Origin of the sequence: Streptomyces griseiscabiei (assembly GCF_020010925.1) — a bacterium.
Lineage (GTDB): Bacteria > Actinomycetota > Actinomycetes > Streptomycetales > Streptomycetaceae > Streptomyces > Streptomyces griseiscabiei.
In genome coordinates this window covers 1,166,748-1,182,585 of sequence record NZ_JAGJBZ010000001.1, presented here as the reverse complement: position 1 = coordinate 1,182,585, position 15,838 = coordinate 1,166,748, and the positions used below count along the sequence as shown (strand labels likewise).

Here is a 15,838-nt window from a genome sequence, read left to right as displayed (position 1 = left end):
CGTGACGATGGGGAGAGTTGATGCGGATCATTCCGAGCGAGATCTCAAGCAGCACCAAGAGCCAGGCCGAGCACAGTGTGTTCGCCGCGCTCAAGGCGATTCCCGACGACCAGAGCGTCGCCCTGCACACGGTTCATCTCCCCAAGCACCACAGGAAGCGTGTCGGCGAGATCGACTTCGTCGTCATCATGCCCGACATCCTGCTCTTCATCGAGGTCAAGGGCGGTCGGGTCCACCATAGTGACGGGAAGTGGTACTACGGTCCGCCTGGTCGGGAGGAAGGCCCGAAGGAGAGCCCTTTTGCGCAGGCCAGTGGGGGTATGCACGAGTTCGAGCGGGAGATCGGCGCCCTGGTCGGTGGCCTGAGAGACCAGGGCGTCCCCAGCGGATACCTGGTGATCACCACAGACGTCGATATTCGACGCACAACTGAGTTCGAGCCGCAACAGTATCTCGGCGCTACTGCGTACGACGGCGGGCGTGGTCTGGCACAGGGCATCGAACGAGCCACTCGCTTCTGGCTGGCGCGAAACAGGTGGGCCCGCACCCCCGTCTCTGCCTCCCTGCGCAAGAAGATGCTCGAAGCCATCCGACCGGATTTCGACCTTGTACCCAATCTGCAGTCCCGCCTGACACATCTCGACGTCGCCTTCGAACGTCTCACCAACGAACAGTTCGACAGGCTCGACGAATTGGAGTCCAATCCACGCCTCATCTGGACCGGTGGCGCAGGCACGGGAAAGACGTTCCTCGCCGCCGAGGCGGCCCGTCGCAAGTCTGCCCACGGCAGTGTTCTGTTCACCTGCGCGAGCACAACACTCGCGACCCACGTGAGCCGCATCCTCACCGACGGCGCGATCACAGTCCTGCCATACGACCGCCTCGACGAGGTTCGGGACCGCGTCTTCGACCAACTGATCGTGGACGAGGCGCAGGACCTGATGACCTTCGAGAGTCTCGATGTCTTCGAGGCTCTGGTCTCGGGTGGCCTTGCCGAGGGCCGCTGGATATTCATGCTGGACCAGAACAACCAGGTGCTGACCCCGGACGCCTACGATCCCGATGCCTGGGAATATCTGCGTCCTCTGGGTTCCGTGTACGGGCCTATGAAGCGTAACTGTCGCAACACCGTGCAGATCGTCAAACAGGTCCACTTCTATACGGGCGCAGACCTGGGCGTTGCCTCTGCGGGCGAGGGGGAGCCGGTCCGTTACGTCGACGTGCACACCGCTCAAGAGGAGGCCACCGTACTCGACACCTATGTGAACGAACTCGTGGGAGAAGGTGTCTCGCCACGGGATATCACGCTGCTGTCCGCCTCCGGGGATTGGGAAACGAGCTCGGTCCGTCTGTCACAACGAGCCTCCAGGATTGAGCGATTCGCCGATGTAGTGGGGACCGACCGCACGAAGCATCGTCTCACCTGGTCGTCTGTTTCGGACTTCAAGGGTCACGAGAACCACGTCGTCTGTCTGATCGACCTTGAACCCGAACACCTTGAGGGTCGCCTCGACGCCCTCTACGTCGCCTGGACCAGGGCCCGCGCCCAGCTTTGGGTCGCTTGCCGCCCCGGCACCCGCCGGAAGCTGAAGGACCTGGGCATGGCCGCATTGACAGGGGAGGGGCGTCTCAAGTGAACGACTCCGAATCACGGCTCTCCGAGCACCGCACCGAGTTCGTCAGGTACCTCCGCCGACAGTTGGTCGGGCCGGCCGTTGCCGGGGACGAAACCCTTGCCGACCCGCCGGACCGTCGCTATCTGATGGGGACGTTGTATCCGCGTGGAGCTTCCCTGCTGGAGCACTCGCAGGCAGACGGCGAGCAGGCCTTCGACGAGGCACAGGCCGGGAACGGGGAAGAGGACACCTTCGCCGACGACCCTGTGGCCGAAGCCAATGCATGGCTTCCGTCGTCGCTGGGCTTCTCCTTCTTCACCAACGCGTCTCGCCTCAAGGTGACGTGTGGGGCCTCACGCTACGTTACGTCGCGTGAGGGTGGACGTCGGAATTGGAGAAGGCAACCGCGACTCTGCGCGACAGAAACCGTCACTGCGGATCAGACGGACCCGATCCTCGTTCTGGAGGGACACGGTCGTCTCCACGTGCGGTGGCGTCCCTTCGCTGCCGGCCATCTCGTCACCTGTGTTCTGGCCAACGCGCACGACGAAGAGGAGAGCCCGTACAAGAACCGCGACCTGATGCTCTTCCAGGCCGAACTTCAGATGACGACGCTCGGCGGGACGGTGCTCGAGTATCCGAGTATCCGTCTCAACAGTCGCGATGAGGAGGAGCAGGAGCTTCGGGTCCAGTATCGGCACATCGTGACCAGGGCCGTGGGGCATGGATGCGCCGTCGAGTGGGACGACGAATCCGACCAGGTCACCACTGTGCGAGCGCAGGTCATGCCCCAGCAGGTGGTCCAGCACATCAAGCCCGATGGGCCCAAGGACCTGCCAGTGCTCAATCTCGCGTACCTGTCCCGGCCTGGACTGCCAGTAGACGATCTCCGGGCCGAACTGGATTCATTCGTCCAGGGGTACGGCAACTGGTTCGACAAACAGCGGGCGCAGGGCAAGGACCTGCAGCCATGGGCTGCCGCACCCGCTGCACGAATCCTCTGCCGCATCGGCACCGCACTCGACCGTATGAAGTCCGGGGTAACAGCCCTCACTGCGGCAACCCCTTCAGGAAACAAGGCACGTGAAGCCTTTCGCCTGGCCAACAGAGCCATGGCGCTCCAAATGTTCCACAGCCGCCAGGAACTGGCGGGGAAGCGTCGCCGCAGGAACAGCGAAGTACTTGAGCTGACCGAGCCCAGTGGCGACTATGCGTGGCACCCGTTCCAACTGGCCTACTTCCTGCTCGTGGTCGAGGGCCTGATGAACCCTGAGCACGATGACCGTAAGACGGTCGACCTCATCTGGTTCCCCACAGGTGGAGGCAAGACGGAGGCGTACCTCCTCACGGCCTGCTTCGAGATCCTCTGGCGCCGGCTTCGGTTCGGCGCAGCCGGGGGCGGTACGGCCGTTTTGAGCCGGTACACGCTGAGTCTGCTCACCACGCAGCAATTCCAACGCACGGCGACGGCAATCTGTGCCCTCGAATACATCAGGAAGGGACACGACGGGCCCCTGCCTTTCGACCTGGGCGAGGAACCCATTTCCATCGGCCTTTGGGTGGGCAAGGAAACGACGCCGAACAAGGTCTCCGCTGCGGCGGACGAGCTCGATGTTCTGAAGCAGATGAACGAGCCCGATGATCGTTTTCTGCTGGAACGCTGTCCTTGGTGCGGCACCGAGATCGTTCCTGAACGACAGGGACAGGAGGGAGACTTCGGCATCAGGGCGGACGGGGTTACCACCTCATTCTTCTGTCCTCGAACCACCTGCGTCTTCCACGAGCGGCTGCCGGTCTCCGTGGTGGACGAACAGATCTACGAGGAACCGCCCACGTTCGTACTTGGGACAGTGGACAAGTTCGCACGACTCGCGTGGGAGCCAAAGGCGGGCAATCTCTTCGGGAAGGACGGCAAGCGCGCCCCCTCACTTGTGATCCAGGACGAACTGCACTTGCTTGCGGGCCCTTTGGGGACGACTGTCGGTCTGTACGAGTCCGCCATCCTCGAACTGTGCGCTTGGCGCGGCACCGTACCGAAGGTCATCGCGTCGACAGCGACGATCCGGCGTTCACAGGACCAGATTCGCAGCCTCTACGGCCGCCCGGCACAGCTCTTCCCTCCGTCGGGGATCAAGGCGGGCCACTCGTACTTCGCCTCGCCGGACGAGGACAAGCCCGGGCGTCTGTACGTGGGTGTCATGGCACAGGGGCACACCGCCTCGACCTCGACGGTTCACGTGGGTGCCGCCGCCTTGCAGGCCCCGAAAGAGATCTGTGAAGACGACGACCTTCGGGACGCGTACTGGACCGCGGTCGCGTATCACAACAGTCTGCGGGAACTCGGTCGAACCGTGACGATCGCGCGAGACGACATCCCCGCGCGCCTCGAACATCTGACGAAGGACGATACTCGGCGGCGCAAGCTGGACGACGACTCGGTAGTCGAGCTCACCAGCAATATCCCACGCGCCGCTCAGCCACGGCTCCTTGAGCGCCTGGGCAAGAGCTTCAAAGAGCGCGGCAGCGTCTCCTTCCTCGCCACGACCAACATGCTCTCCGTGGGGGTCGACGTTCCACGGCTCGGCCTCATGCTCATGAATGGCCAACCCAAGACGACATCGGAATACATTCAGGCCACCAGTCGTGTTGGCCGTCGTGATGTACCGGGTCTGATCGTGACGCTTTTCCGCTCTACCAAACCACGTGATCGTTCCCACTACGAGTCGTTCGGTGCCTACCACCGTGCGCTCTACCGGCACGTGGAACCAACGAGCGTCACACCGTGGTCCATGCCTTCTCGCAAGCGAGCCCTGCATGCGGTGCTGACCATCCTAGTACGACACGGAGTCGGCCTGAATACTGAGAATAGAGCGGGAGACATCCTCGATCACGCCGATGGAGTTGCGCGAGTCCGTGACCTCATCGTGAGTCACGTACAACGTGCCGACCCGGAGGAAGCGGAGGCCGCAACCGATCAGCTCGACGAGCTGATCGACGAATGGTGGCAAGAAGCCGAGATTGCGCGCGGCGACGGAAGCCGCCTCTACTACCAGCCCCAGGGGCGTTTGCACGTATCGCTCCTCATGGATTTCGGTAAGCAAGGTGGTTTGTGGGAGACGGCACAGTCGATGCGCAATGTCGACCGCGAGTGTCTCGTCGATGTGAGAGGAGCGTGAAGGCAGTGAAAGATATTCGTCGCAAAGTACGCAGGGCGCAGACCATCGTCCCTTTCGGAGTCGGCGGGATCATCGACCTTCGGGGTGAATCGTTCGTGGCTGCTGACATCCGGAGTTGGTCGGCGAATGCCGAGCGGGTGCAATCGCCACGACTCGCAAGGAAGCTGAGGGTTGAGGGCTTCCGCTCGGCTCCCGTCATCCCTTCCGGGAAGGCTGCCTACGCGACCCGTATCGGACCCGCCTATGTGCGATTCCCCAAGTGGTTGTTCTGCCCGCAGTGCAGGGACATGCAACTCTGGCGCGTGGATCGGGAGCTGCGGGACAAGCAGCCTGCCTGTGGGCGTTGCGCAGGAAAACCACAGCTGGCCCCAATGCGCTTCATCCAGGTGTGCAGGGGAGGCCATATGGCCGACATCGACTGGCGTCGATGGGCCCACTCCAAGAGTGAAGGACATGCTCAGCGACAATGTCAGGTTCGCCGACTTCGGTTCGTCGCCACTCCTGAATCCTCGGGGTTGGAAGCCCTACGCGTCGTGTGTGTCGTCTGTCGGGCCGATCGCAATCTGGCAGGTATCAGCCAGAAGAACATTCTCAAGCGGACGGGTCTGCAATGTCCCGGGACTCACCCCTGGCAAGCCGACACCGATGAGGCGGATCCCTGCGAGGAAACACCGCAGGCGGTACAGCGCGGAGCCTCCAACGTGTACTTCCCGATTACGCACTCGGCGATCGACATCCCCGCACCTGCTGGTCTCGCCGAGGACGACGAATTGGCTCAGAAGGTCGTCGATGAAGCTCTGTGGCCAGAATTCATCAGCGCGGTCGACAGTCCGGTTTCCGACGCACTCAGGCAGATCATCGCGATGCACTGCGAGGTTTCTGAGGAATTCGTGGAAACGCTACGACGCCACCATGTCGACGCGGTTTCGTCGATGCCTTCGGTGGCTGATTCGGACGATGACCTCAGCATTGCTGAATGGGCGGCCTTTTCCGCCCCGGAATCCGTCGCCGATTCGAAAAACTTCTCCGTGCGCCGGACCCGCCTCGGGATCAGCCGCGACGACCCCGACTTCATGCAGGAGTTGGCTGCGGGCTTCTCGGCGGTCGTCGTCGCGGACCGAGTGCGTGAGGTACGTGCGCTCGAAGGATTCTCGCGTTACGAGCCCAGCTCGGGCGGCAGCGACGAGGAAGAAGGCGGACGCGTCGTGTCGGTCAACACCAAGGGTCGAGCCCGGTGGTTGCCTGCCGTAGAGATCTATGGTGAGGGAATCTTCATCGCCGTCGACGAGGAACGTTTGAGAGCCTGGGAAGGGATTCCAGCGGTACGCGACTGGACACGGCGCATCGAGGGAAATCTGGGCGCCTCTTACAAGGCCGAGCGCCTCAGAGAAAAATCAGGTCCGGAACTCCTCCCGCGATTCGTGATGCTGCACACCTTTGCCCATCACTTCATCCGCCAACTCTCCTATGACAGCGGGTACAACGCGGCCTCGCTACGAGAACGTGTTTACGCTCGAAGCCACGCGCCGGGCAGCGAACTTCCCCCTCAGGCCGGAGTGTTCATCTATACAGCGGCCGGCGACGCAGAAGGGACGCTGGGCGGGCTCGTCCGCCAGGGGCAACCACCGAACCTCGTCGAGACTTTGATCCGATTGTTGGAAACGGCGCAATGGTGCTCGCAGGACCCTCTCTGTGCCGACTCGACGGGAAGGTCTCTGGCTAACCTCAACCGTGCCGCGTGCCACGCGTGTACGCTCCTTCCCGAGACATGTTGCGAGGTCGACAACTCTCTTTTGGATCGGACACTGTTGATCGGTGACAGAGAGGTGCCGGGGTTCTTCCGGGGAGTCGTTCAGGCAGCACTCGAGGAATCGGCTGAAATTGTCGATCTATCGTGAATATTCCTTCTCTCCTCGACCTTGAGATCGAGCAGCAGAAAGTAATTGATCTTCCTTTCCATGGAAGTCACGTCATCACGGGGGCACCTGGCGCCGGGAAGACCGTAATGGCTGTCTACCGTGCGTGGGCGCTGGCAACTGCCGAGCGCGATGTCGTGCTTCTCACGCGCTCCAATCTGCTGCATCAGTACCTTGCGCAAATGGCGCCGGACCTAACGGTAGCTCTCAACGTGACCACCTATCATCGATGGATTAGTTCTTTCTGGCGCAGGCGCTTCCAAGTCGATCCCCCAAAAATCGACGAAGACGGTTGGAGTTACAACTGGATCGAGATGCAGCGGGACTGCATTTTGCAGAAGGTCAGGTCGACTGTGCATCTGGTGATCGATGAGGGTCAGAATCTGCCAGTTGCCTTCTATCAATTGTGCCGTATCCTCGGCGTCGGCGTCACCGTGTTCGCAGATGAGAACCAGCGAATCGGTGACGACGAGAGCACCATTTCCGAGATTTGCCGATGCCTCACCGTGCACACCGATCCGCTCGTTCTGCGGGAGAACCGCCGGAACAGTCGAGAGATCGCATTGCTGGCATCAAAATTCCGCGATGAGGGTCGGGGTGATATGTCTTTGCCGGCGCGCTTGGGTCCCACTCCTATTGTTCTGAAAGTGCCCTCGATGGGATACGTCGTCACTGAAGTCTCGCGGTACTTCAAAGCTTATCCGGATAGGAGTATTGGAATCATCTGCAAGTCGACCCATTTATTGCGGAATATTCAGAGCGAGCTTACGCGTCTTGGGCTTGAGAAATACACCCAGGCTTATGTGCACGACGATCGATACCGGAACACGATTAACTTCTCAGAGCGACCCATCCGGGTGGTAAGCACGGCAAGTATGAAGGGTTTGGAATTCGACAGCGTCTTTGTGCCGGACCTGGACGCATACACAGAGGACCCGACCAGTGCAGACGCGCTCCTTCGCTTCTTCGTGCTGTGTACTCGGGCTCGCGAGGATCTCCACTTCGCTCACCGCGGTGTCCAAGAGCCCGCCATCCTGTCGAGGATCCCGGAATCCTTGCTGGTTCGACACACCGGTTGACCTTGCGTCGCGGTGATTCCGCTCCGTTGCAGGAGCAGAGTCGCGCTTGTGCATCGGGCGTGGGACTCGTGCGCCTAGGGCGTGGCAGACCTCTACGGCACCACGGGGACGTGACCCGGTTGTGAAGCGCCGTAGAGCGCTCGCTGCCCCGCAGCGTCGCCCTCCGCACCCCGCCTCAAGGGCGCTGCGCGTCGCCTTCGGCGATGGCCCTGCGGGCCACCCTTGACCCGGGCCGTTCCGGTGCGGAGGTGAAGCGAGCGAGCGGCCCGGGTGGGTGGGGCGGTTTCGCCGGTGGTTGGGCTACGCCCCGTGGCACCCCTCGTACGTCTGGCCCGAGCCGCACCAGCACGCGCTGCCCCGCTGCGGCGGCCAGGAGACGGCCAAGCCCCGCGCCGCCAGCGTCGTCGCGTACTGCGGCAGCAGTGTCGCGTCGGCCGGGGACGAGCCCTCCGAGGCGGCGAAGGCCTCGTAGGACGGGACCGTGCCCGTGACGATGCCCAGGTTGGGGGTGCCGGAGGAGGCGAGTTCGCGCAGGGAGGCCTCTATCGTCGCCAAGTGGGCCTCGTGGGACGGGTATTCGGTGGTCAGGCCCGGGTAGGCCGTCACCAGTTCCGAGAGTTCCGGGGCCGGCCAGTGGAGGACCGCCACCGGGAAGGGGCGGGAGAGGGCCTCGCGGTAGGCGCCCAACTCCGCGCGTAGGCGGGAGATCTCGGCCTGGAGTTCTGCCGGGTTGTCCGAGCCCAGGGACCATACCCGCTTCGGGTCGTGCAGCTCGTCCAGGGAGACGGAGGAGGAGTGCTGGGTGTCCGCGACGGCGTCCCAGTTGTCGTGGGGGGCGCCCAGCATGCGGCGGACCCGGTGGCGGCCGAACAGCAGCGCACGGGTCGAGTACGGGGGCTCCGCCACGTCCGTCAGGAGGAGGGTCACGGCCGAGGTGAACGTGTCCTGGGCCGCCTCCAGCTCGTCGTGGGCCTCCAGGGCCTCGGCGACGATCACCCAGGGGGCCGGGTCCCGCGGGGCGGCCGCGCGGACTCCGTCGATGATCGCGCGGGCCTCCGCCTCGTGGCCGTACTCCCAGAGGTTGGACGCTTTCAGCGCGCGTACGAGGTGGGGGTTGTCCAGGGGGGTGGAGGACGACAGGAGGCGGTCGTAGAGGGCCGTCGCGGTGGGGCGGTCGCCGGCCAGTTCCCGGTGGGCCGCGGCCTGCAGCAGCAGGTGCTCGGCGTCCTCCGGGTAGAGGTCGGCGGTCCGCTCCAGGCGTGCCGCTTCGGCAGTGTGGTCGACGTTCTCGGCAGGCGTGTCGGGGCGCATGGACGACACCGTAGCGTCGATGGGGGAGGGAAGGGGATGAGAGGCGAGGTGCGGGCGGAGGTGGGAGGGGGCAGGTCAGGGGCGCGTTCGTTCCCACCTCCGCTTCCGCCTAGATCGTCACCCCGTCGATCTGCAGCGTCTGCACCGCCCCCGCCGCGAACGGGACCGCCACCGACTTGCCGTTCAGGAACGTGTCCGAGTACGCGCGGTAGCGGTCGCTGCCGCCCGAGGTGTGGGTGTTCCAGCGGGGGACCAGGCCGCCGGAGCCGCCGGTCACCGTCGTGAAGCCGGAGAGGTTGAAGGTGAAGGTCTGCGCGGAGGTGGCGGTGTTGATCGCCACGATCACCAGGCGCTTCGCCGACGCGTCGTACGCCGCCGCCGTGTAGCTGGAGCCCACGTCCAGGATGGTCATTCCGGGGCGGATGTGGCGGCTGAACTGCGCCATGACGTAGTACTTGGTCTGGACTGTGGTCGGTTGGAGGGTGTTCGCATCGTACGCGATCATCGCCCAGCCCGCCGTCGGGTCCATCACCTGCCAGTAGACCCAGGCCGTGGGGTGGAGCCAGCGGAAGTCGTAACAGAGGTTGCGGGCGAGGGTCCAGCCAGTGCCGTCGCTGTCGCCCGTCTCCGAGTTCCAGAGCTTCTTGCCGGACGTCGTCACCACGTCCGTGTAGAGGAGGTCGCGGCGGCCTCCCGCGCCCTGGTAGCCGTGCACGTTCACCTGGCTGACCAGGGATTTCGTCGATGAGCTGAAGGCGCTCCACGTCGAGCGGGCGGTGTCGTAGTTCGTCTCGTCCGACGCCGCTATACGGACCGACGTCAGGCCGCGGGCGTCCAACTCGCTGCGCATGTACGGGAGTACGGCCGCCTGGACCGCCGGGTCCATGTGGCAGCCCTCCTGGGTGCCGGTCGCCGTCCACCAGGACGACGCCGGCTCGTTGAAGGGGTCGACCGTCGCGAAGTTCACGCCCCAGTTGTTCTTGGCGTAGAGGGCCGTCGCCGCGAGGTGGGAGGCGTGCTGGCGGTAGTTCCAGGTCTGGAGGTTGTTGCCGCCGCCGGAGGCTCCCGACGGGTTGTGGTTCGAACACATCCACCACATGGGGGAGTTGGCGAAGAGTTCCGTCGTCGCTCCGCGCGCCACCGCCTTCGTCAGGGCCGCGCGCTGGTTCGGGTCCGCCGTCCACTTCCAGGCCGAGGAGGTCGGGTTCTCGTTGGTGTAGTCCTGCCAGAAGCCCTCGATCTGCTTGAAGGCGGGGATGTTGGGGGACTTGACCATCGACTCGCCGTTGATGGAGTTCGAGCTGCACGCGCCGAGGTTGTAGCGGGCGATGTTCATGCCCAGGCCGGGCAGGGCCGTGCCGTTGTACGTCGTCGTCTTGGTGGTGAACCACAGGTCGGCGAAGTCGTCCCGGGCGCCGAAGACATTGGCCCACCAGGCGAGCGAGGTGCCCCAGCCCTCCCAGGTGCCGTACTTCGTGGCCGGGTTGACGGCGATCGTCGCGTCCGCGCTCGCCGTGCCCGTGCCGAGGGCGGTGCCGACGACCGCGCCGCCGGCCGCCGCCAGCAGGGCTCTGCGGCCGAAGGCCGTCGGGGGCCGTTCCGGGGTGGGGGGTGCCGCGGCCGGTCTCGCCCGGTCGTCCTTGGGGTCGGGGGATGCAGTCATGTCAGCTCCGGGGGATGCGGGTGCCGAGGGGAGGGAAAGGTGGGGTTGGGGGACCGGCCACCCGTCCGAACTGCTCAGTGGGGACAACGGAAGAGTCAGGGGTGAGTGGTGAGCTTGTCGAGAGGTGTGACAGCGCTTTCTGCTCTCTGTTCCGGGGTTTCATCGGGTTTCGTCCAGGGTTTCTTCCAACGGTTGGGAGAAGGGGAGATGAAAGTCGCCCACGTTCGCGCTCTCCGCGTCGCCGCCGAGTGCGCCGTCACTCTCGGGCTCGTTCTCCTCCTCTTCGTCGCCCATCAGCTGTGGTGGACCAACCGGCAGGCCCAGCAGACGGCGGCCCGGGAGGTGGCCGCGCTGGAGCGGCGGTGGGCGGCCGGACGCGTGGCCACCGGGCCCGCCCAGCCCTATGCCGTCCTCGCCGTCCCCCGCCTCCGCCTCCGCGCGCCCGTCGCCGAGGGGGTCGGCCGGGCGGACGTGCTCGACAAGGGGTACGTCGGGCACTACCCGGGGACCGCGCAGCCGGGCCGGCCCGGGAACTTCGCGCTCGCCGGGCACCGCACCACCCACGGCGAGCCCTTCCGTCGGCTCGACCGGCTCACACCCGGCGACGAGGTCCGCGTCGAGACCAGGGGCGCCGTGTACACGTACGTCGTCGACCGGACGCTCCCGCAGACCGCGCCCGGCGACGGCGGCGTCCTGCGGCCCGTCCCGCGCAGTGATGTACGGACGGCGTACGGGTACGACGAGCGCGGGCACTACCTCACGCTCACCACCTGCACGCCCGCGTACACCTCCACGTACCGGCTCGTGGTCTGGGGGAAGCTGCGCTCGGTCCGGCTCGGATGAGAGCATCGGGTGAGACCATCTGATGAGCATGTGATGAGAGCATGTGTGCGAGTGCGCCGCAGAACGCGGCGCCGGGAGCGCCGAGAGGAGGGCGTCATGATCCGGAGCTGGTTCGGCCGGCGTCCCGCCGCGATGCTTCTGCTGCTCCTCTTCGAGGTCGCCGTCCTCGACACCGGCACGCTCTCCGCGGCCGTCGCCTTCGCCGCCACCGCCGCGGCCGGCTCCGTCCTCGCCGCGTGCGCGCTGCTCGCCTCGCGCAGCGCGCCCGTCGTACCCCGGACGCGGGTACGGACGGCCATACGGGACCGTGAGCGCCGTACGGCGTTCCTGCCCCAGCGAGATCCCGACGCACGCGGGCGTACGCGCCCCCGGGCTCCCGGACGCGCCCTCCTGACGGCCACCGCCGCGTAGGGCACACCCACACCACTTCATCCGGTCCTTCTGACCGGGGTCTGTGCTCCGCAGGCGGGCCGTCGCGCCGAGTCCCGGTCATCCGACCGGCGCTCCCCGGCACGACGAGACCCCTGGAGGGCTCACACCCATGTCCGTTTTCGCCGACCTTGTCGCGCACCTCGCCGATCTGCTCCAGCCGCTGTTCCACGCCTCCGCGACCGCCGTCGCGATCGTCCTGTTCACGGCGCTCGTACGCCTGCTCGTGCACCCCCTGTCCCGGGCGGCGGCGCGGGGGCAGCGGGCGCGGATCGCGCTGCAGCCGCAGATCGCGGAGCTGCGGAAGAAGCACGCGAAGAACCCGGAGAAGCTCCAGAAGGCGATGCTGGAGCTGCACACCAAGGAGAAGGTGTCGCCGCTGTCCGGCTGTCTGCCCAGCCTCTGCCAGCTGCCGGCCTTCTTCCTCCTCTACCACCTGTTCTCCAACACGACGATCGGCGGCGAGTCCAACGCCCTCCTCACCCACAAGCTCTTCGCGGCCCCGCTCGGCGACCGCTGGCACGACGCCCTCGGCGACGGCGGTGCGTTCGGGCCGCAGGGGCTTGTCTACCTGGGGCTCTTCGTGATCGTCGGGTGCGTCGCGGCCTTCAACTTCCGGCGGACGAAGCGGATGATGGCGGCGGGTACGGCCGGGATGCCGGCCGTGTCGGACGAGCAGGTGCCCGGGATGGCGGCGAGCATGGGGGCCGTCAGCAAGTTCATGCCGTTCATGTCCTTCTTCACGCTGGTCAGCGTGGCCGTGGTGCCGCTGGCGGCCGCGCTGTACGTGGTGACCAGTACGACGTGGAGCGCGGTGGAGCGGGCGTTCCTCTACCCGCTGCCCTCGGCCGGGACCGCCCCCGGCGCGCAGGCGGCGGCCGTCACCACCCGGTAGGGGCGGGGCGGCGACAGGGCGGCAATGGGCGCGGTCCAGTCCGTGAACCGGGTCTTGCGAAGTGGACGGCGACCTTGGACGATCGATCAGTCCTCCGGTGGCCGCACCCATCGGTCGGGCGCGATGGACGACCGAGGGAGATGGCGACCATGAAGCTGCTGCGAGTCGGTACGACGGGTGCGGAGCGGCCCGCGCTGCTCGACGCCGAGGGGGTCCTGCGGGACCTGTCGGGCGTGGTGCCGGACATCGACGGCGCGCTGCTCTCGGACGAGGCGGCGCTCGGGCGGGTCCGGGAGGCCGCCGGGAGCGGTGAGCTGCCCGTCCTGGACGCGGCGGGCCTGCGGATCGGTCCGCCGATCGCCCGGATCGGCAAGATCGTCTGCATCGGGCTGAACTACCACGACCACGCGCGCGAGACCGGGGCCGAGCCGCCGTCCGAGCCGGTGATCTTCTTCAAGGCGGCGGACACGGTGGTCGGGCCGAACGACACGGTGCTCGTGCCGCGCGGGTCGACGAAGACCGACTGGGAGGTCGAACTCGCGGTCGTGATCGGGCGTACGGCCCGGTACGTCGAGTCGCGCGAGGCGGCGCTGGAGCATGTCGCCGGGTACGCGGTGTCCCATGACGTGTCCGAGCGGGAGTTCCAGCTGGAGCGCGGCGGGACCTGGGACAAGGGGAAGAACTGCGAGACGTTCAATCCGCTGGGGCCGTGGCTGGTGACCGCGGACGAGGTGCCCGATCCGCAGAAGCTGGGGCTTCGGCTGTGGGTCAACGGGGTGTCGAAGCAGGACGGGACGACAGGGGAGCAGATCTTCGGGGTGGGGGAGGTCGTGCGGTACGTCAGTCAGTTCATGACGCTGTACCCCGGGGATGTGATCAATACGGGGACGCCTGCGGGGGTGGCTCTGGGGGAGCCCGAGCCGAAGCCGTTCCTTCGGGCGGGGGATGTGGTGGAGCTGGAGATCGAGGGGCTGGGGCGGCAGCGGCAGGAGTTCTTGAACGCGTAGGCGCTCCGCTTGGTGCCGGGTGCCTAAGGGGCGGGGGGCTGCTGTTCGTTGGCGGCTGCGGGATCGTCGTGGCTGGTCGCGCAGTTCCCCGCGCCCCTAAAAGATTGCGGAGTTCCCCGCGCTCCTAAAGGGTTGCGGAGTTCCCCGCGCCCCTAAAAGATTGCGGAGTTCCCCGCGCCCCTAAAAGATTGCGCAGTTCCCCGCGCCCCTAATGGGGTGCGGAGTTCCCCGCGCCCCCGAAGATTGCGCAGTTCCCCGCGCCCCTGAAAGAAACGGCGGCGTCCGGTGGTTACAAGGTGCTCTGGAAGCGTTCCAGGGCTTCCACCACCAAGGCGTGGTCGTCGAGTTGGGGGAGGCCCGAGACCGTGACCGTGCCGATGACTCCGGCGCCCATGACCGTCACCGGGAAGGAGCCGCCGTGGGCCGCGTAGGTGTCGGGGTCCAGGCGGGAGGAGTCCTCGAAGGTGGTGCCCTTGGCGCGGAAGCGGGCGCCGACGAGGTAGGAGGAGGAGCCGTAGCGTTCCACGACCCGGCGTTTGCGGTCGATCCAGGCGTCGTTGTCCGGGGTCGAGCCGGGGAGGGCGGCGTGGAAGAGCTGCTGGCTGCCGCGGCGGATGTCGATGGCGACCGGGGCGTGGCGTTCGCGGGCCAGCTCCACCAGGAGGGAGCCGAGCGCCCAGGCGTCGTCGTGGGTGAACTGGTCGAAGACCAGGCGGAGTTCCTGGGCCTCCAGTTCCGCGACGGTCGGGGTCCCGGTCATGACAGCTTCACCGCCACACCCTCGCGCGCCGACTTCCGCGCCGCCTCCAGGACGTCCAGCGCGGCGGCGGCCTCGTACGCCGTGACCGGGTTCTCGCCGGTGCCGTTCAGGGCGGCGGCCACGGCCGTGTAGTACGCGGGGTAGTCGCCCGGGAGGGTCGGGACGGGGCTGCCGCCGCCGGTCAGGGGGGAGTCGCCGGCGCCCACACGGCCCCAGAGGTCCTCGGGCTCCTCGCCCCAGGCGGTGCCGGGAGCCGGGCGTACGCCGTCGCGCAGGGCCGCCTCCTGGGGGTCGAGGCCGTACTTGACGTATCCCGCCTCGGAGCCCAGCACCCGGAAGCGCGGGCCGAGTTGAGGGGTGACGGCGGAGGCGTGGAAGTGGGAGCGGACGCCGTTCGCGTGGGTCACGGCGATGAACGTGTCGTCGTCCGTCTCGGCACCGGGGCGGCGCAGGTCGGCCTCGGCGTACACGAGGGCGGCCGGGCCGAAGAGGGTGAGGGCCTGGTCGACGACATGGCTGCCCAGGTCGTAGAGGAGGCCCCCGATCTCCGCGGGGTCGCCGGACTCGCGCCAGCCGCCCTTCAGCTGGGGGCGCCAGCGTTCGAAGCGGGACTCGAAGCGGCGGACCTCGCCCAGTTCGCCGTCGGCGAGCAGCTTGCGGAGGGTCAGGAAGTCGTTGTCCCAGCGGCGGTTCTGGAAGACGGAGAGGAACAGGCCCCGGGAGTCCGCGAGGGCGGCCAGCTCGTGTGCCTCGGCCGCCGTACCGGCGACGGGCTTGTCGACGACGACCGCGAGGCCCGCCTCCAGGGCGGCGGTGGCCACGGGCACGTGCGTCTTGTTCGGGGAGGCGATGACGACCAGGTCCAGTTCGTCCGCGCGGGCCCACAGCTCGTCGGCCGTGGCGGCGAACCGCACCTCCGGGAACTCCGCGCGGGCCTGGGCGCGCCGTTCGGCGTTCGACGTGACGACCGTGTCGAGGGCCAGGCCCTCGGTCGCGGCGATCAGCGGGGCGTGGAAGACGGAGCCGGCGAGGCCGTAGCCGACGAGGGCGACGCGGAGGGACCCGTCCGCGCCGGCGCCTGAGCCGGTACCCGCGTCGGTACCTGTGCTGGTGTCTGTCGTGCCTGTCATGCCGTCCACTTAA

The 15,838-nt window shown here is 66.6% G+C and carries 12 protein-coding genes; 8 read left to right on the top strand and 4 right to left on the bottom strand.

The features are described 5' to 3' along the window. The first annotated feature begins 20 nt into the window (after positions 1-20). The 4 genes from J8M51_RS05105 to J8M51_RS05090 are packed head-to-tail and all read left to right on the top strand — an operon-like array spanning position 21 to position 7,787. The gene (locus J8M51_RS05105; protein WP_086752032.1) at positions 21-1,637 is read left to right on the top strand and encodes an NERD domain-containing protein; all 1,617 of its coding nucleotides are present in this window, start codon (positions 21-23) and stop codon (positions 1,635-1,637) included. Further along, complete coding sequence (locus J8M51_RS05100; RefSeq protein ID WP_086752030.1) at positions 1,634-4,792, top strand: helicase-related protein; 3,159 nt, start codon at positions 1,634-1,636, stop codon at positions 4,790-4,792. Before J8M51_RS05105 ends, J8M51_RS05100 begins: the two co-directional genes overlap by 4 nt. After that, the gene (locus J8M51_RS05095) at positions 4,726-6,690 is read left to right on the top strand and encodes a DUF1998 domain-containing protein (protein ID WP_317852973.1); all 1,965 of its coding nucleotides are present in this window, start codon (positions 4,726-4,728) and stop codon (positions 6,688-6,690) included. The genes J8M51_RS05100 and J8M51_RS05095 overlap by 67 nt, the downstream gene beginning before the upstream one ends. Then, positions 6,687-7,787, top strand: a complete 1,101-nt coding sequence (locus tag J8M51_RS05090) for an AAA family ATPase (protein WP_267298993.1) — start codon at positions 6,687-6,689, stop codon at positions 7,785-7,787. The genes J8M51_RS05095 and J8M51_RS05090 overlap by 4 nt, the downstream gene beginning before the upstream one ends. Positions 7,788-8,087: 300 nt before the next feature. On the opposite strand, the gene J8M51_RS05085 is transcribed toward J8M51_RS05090, so the two are convergent. Both J8M51_RS05085 and J8M51_RS05080 read right to left on the bottom strand, forming a co-directional pair. After that, positions 8,088-9,098, bottom strand: coding sequence for an SEC-C domain-containing protein (locus tag J8M51_RS05085; protein ID WP_267298992.1), 1,011 nt, complete (start codon positions 9,096-9,098; stop codon positions 8,088-8,090). Positions 9,099-9,207: 109 nt separating this feature from the next. After that, positions 9,208-10,761, bottom strand: a complete 1,554-nt coding sequence (locus tag J8M51_RS05080) for a glycoside hydrolase (RefSeq protein ID WP_267298991.1) — start codon at positions 10,759-10,761, stop codon at positions 9,208-9,210. Between the two features lie 207 nt (positions 10,762-10,968). On the opposite strand from J8M51_RS05080, the gene J8M51_RS05075 reads away from it, so the two are divergent. The 4 genes from J8M51_RS05075 (at position 10,969) to J8M51_RS05060 (ending at position 13,935) form a co-directional block, all read left to right on the top strand. Further along, positions 10,969-11,604, top strand: a complete 636-nt coding sequence (locus J8M51_RS05075; RefSeq protein WP_267298990.1) for a class E sortase — start codon at positions 10,969-10,971, stop codon at positions 11,602-11,604. 96 nt (positions 11,605-11,700) lie between these two features. Next, positions 11,701-12,015, top strand: a complete 315-nt coding sequence (locus J8M51_RS05070) for a DUF6412 domain-containing protein (protein ID WP_086752149.1) — start codon at positions 11,701-11,703, stop codon at positions 12,013-12,015. Positions 12,016-12,145: 130 nt separating this feature from the next. Then, positions 12,146-12,928 (top strand): YidC/Oxa1 family membrane protein insertase, encoded by a 783-nt coding sequence (locus tag J8M51_RS05065; RefSeq protein WP_086752147.1) that lies wholly within the window; start codon positions 12,146-12,148, stop codon positions 12,926-12,928. 149 nt (positions 12,929-13,077) lie between these two features. Next, positions 13,078-13,935: a fumarylacetoacetate hydrolase family protein gene (locus tag J8M51_RS05060; RefSeq protein WP_086752153.1), complete on the top strand. Its 858-nt coding sequence runs from the start codon at positions 13,078-13,080 to the stop codon at positions 13,933-13,935. A gap of 289 nt (positions 13,936-14,224) precedes the next feature. Here J8M51_RS05060 and J8M51_RS05055 read toward each other — a convergent pair whose 3' ends face one another. Together J8M51_RS05055 and J8M51_RS05050 are read right to left on the bottom strand one after the other, a co-directional pair. Continuing rightward, positions 14,225-14,695: a heme-degrading domain-containing protein gene (locus tag J8M51_RS05055; RefSeq protein ID WP_086752145.1), complete on the bottom strand. Its 471-nt coding sequence runs from the start codon at positions 14,693-14,695 to the stop codon at positions 14,225-14,227. Next, the gene (locus tag J8M51_RS05050; protein ID WP_086752143.1) at positions 14,692-15,825 is read right to left on the bottom strand and encodes a Gfo/Idh/MocA family protein; all 1,134 of its coding nucleotides are present in this window, start codon (positions 15,823-15,825) and stop codon (positions 14,692-14,694) included. The genes J8M51_RS05055 and J8M51_RS05050 overlap by 4 nt, the downstream gene beginning before the upstream one ends. Positions 15,826-15,838: the final 13 nt, after the last annotated feature.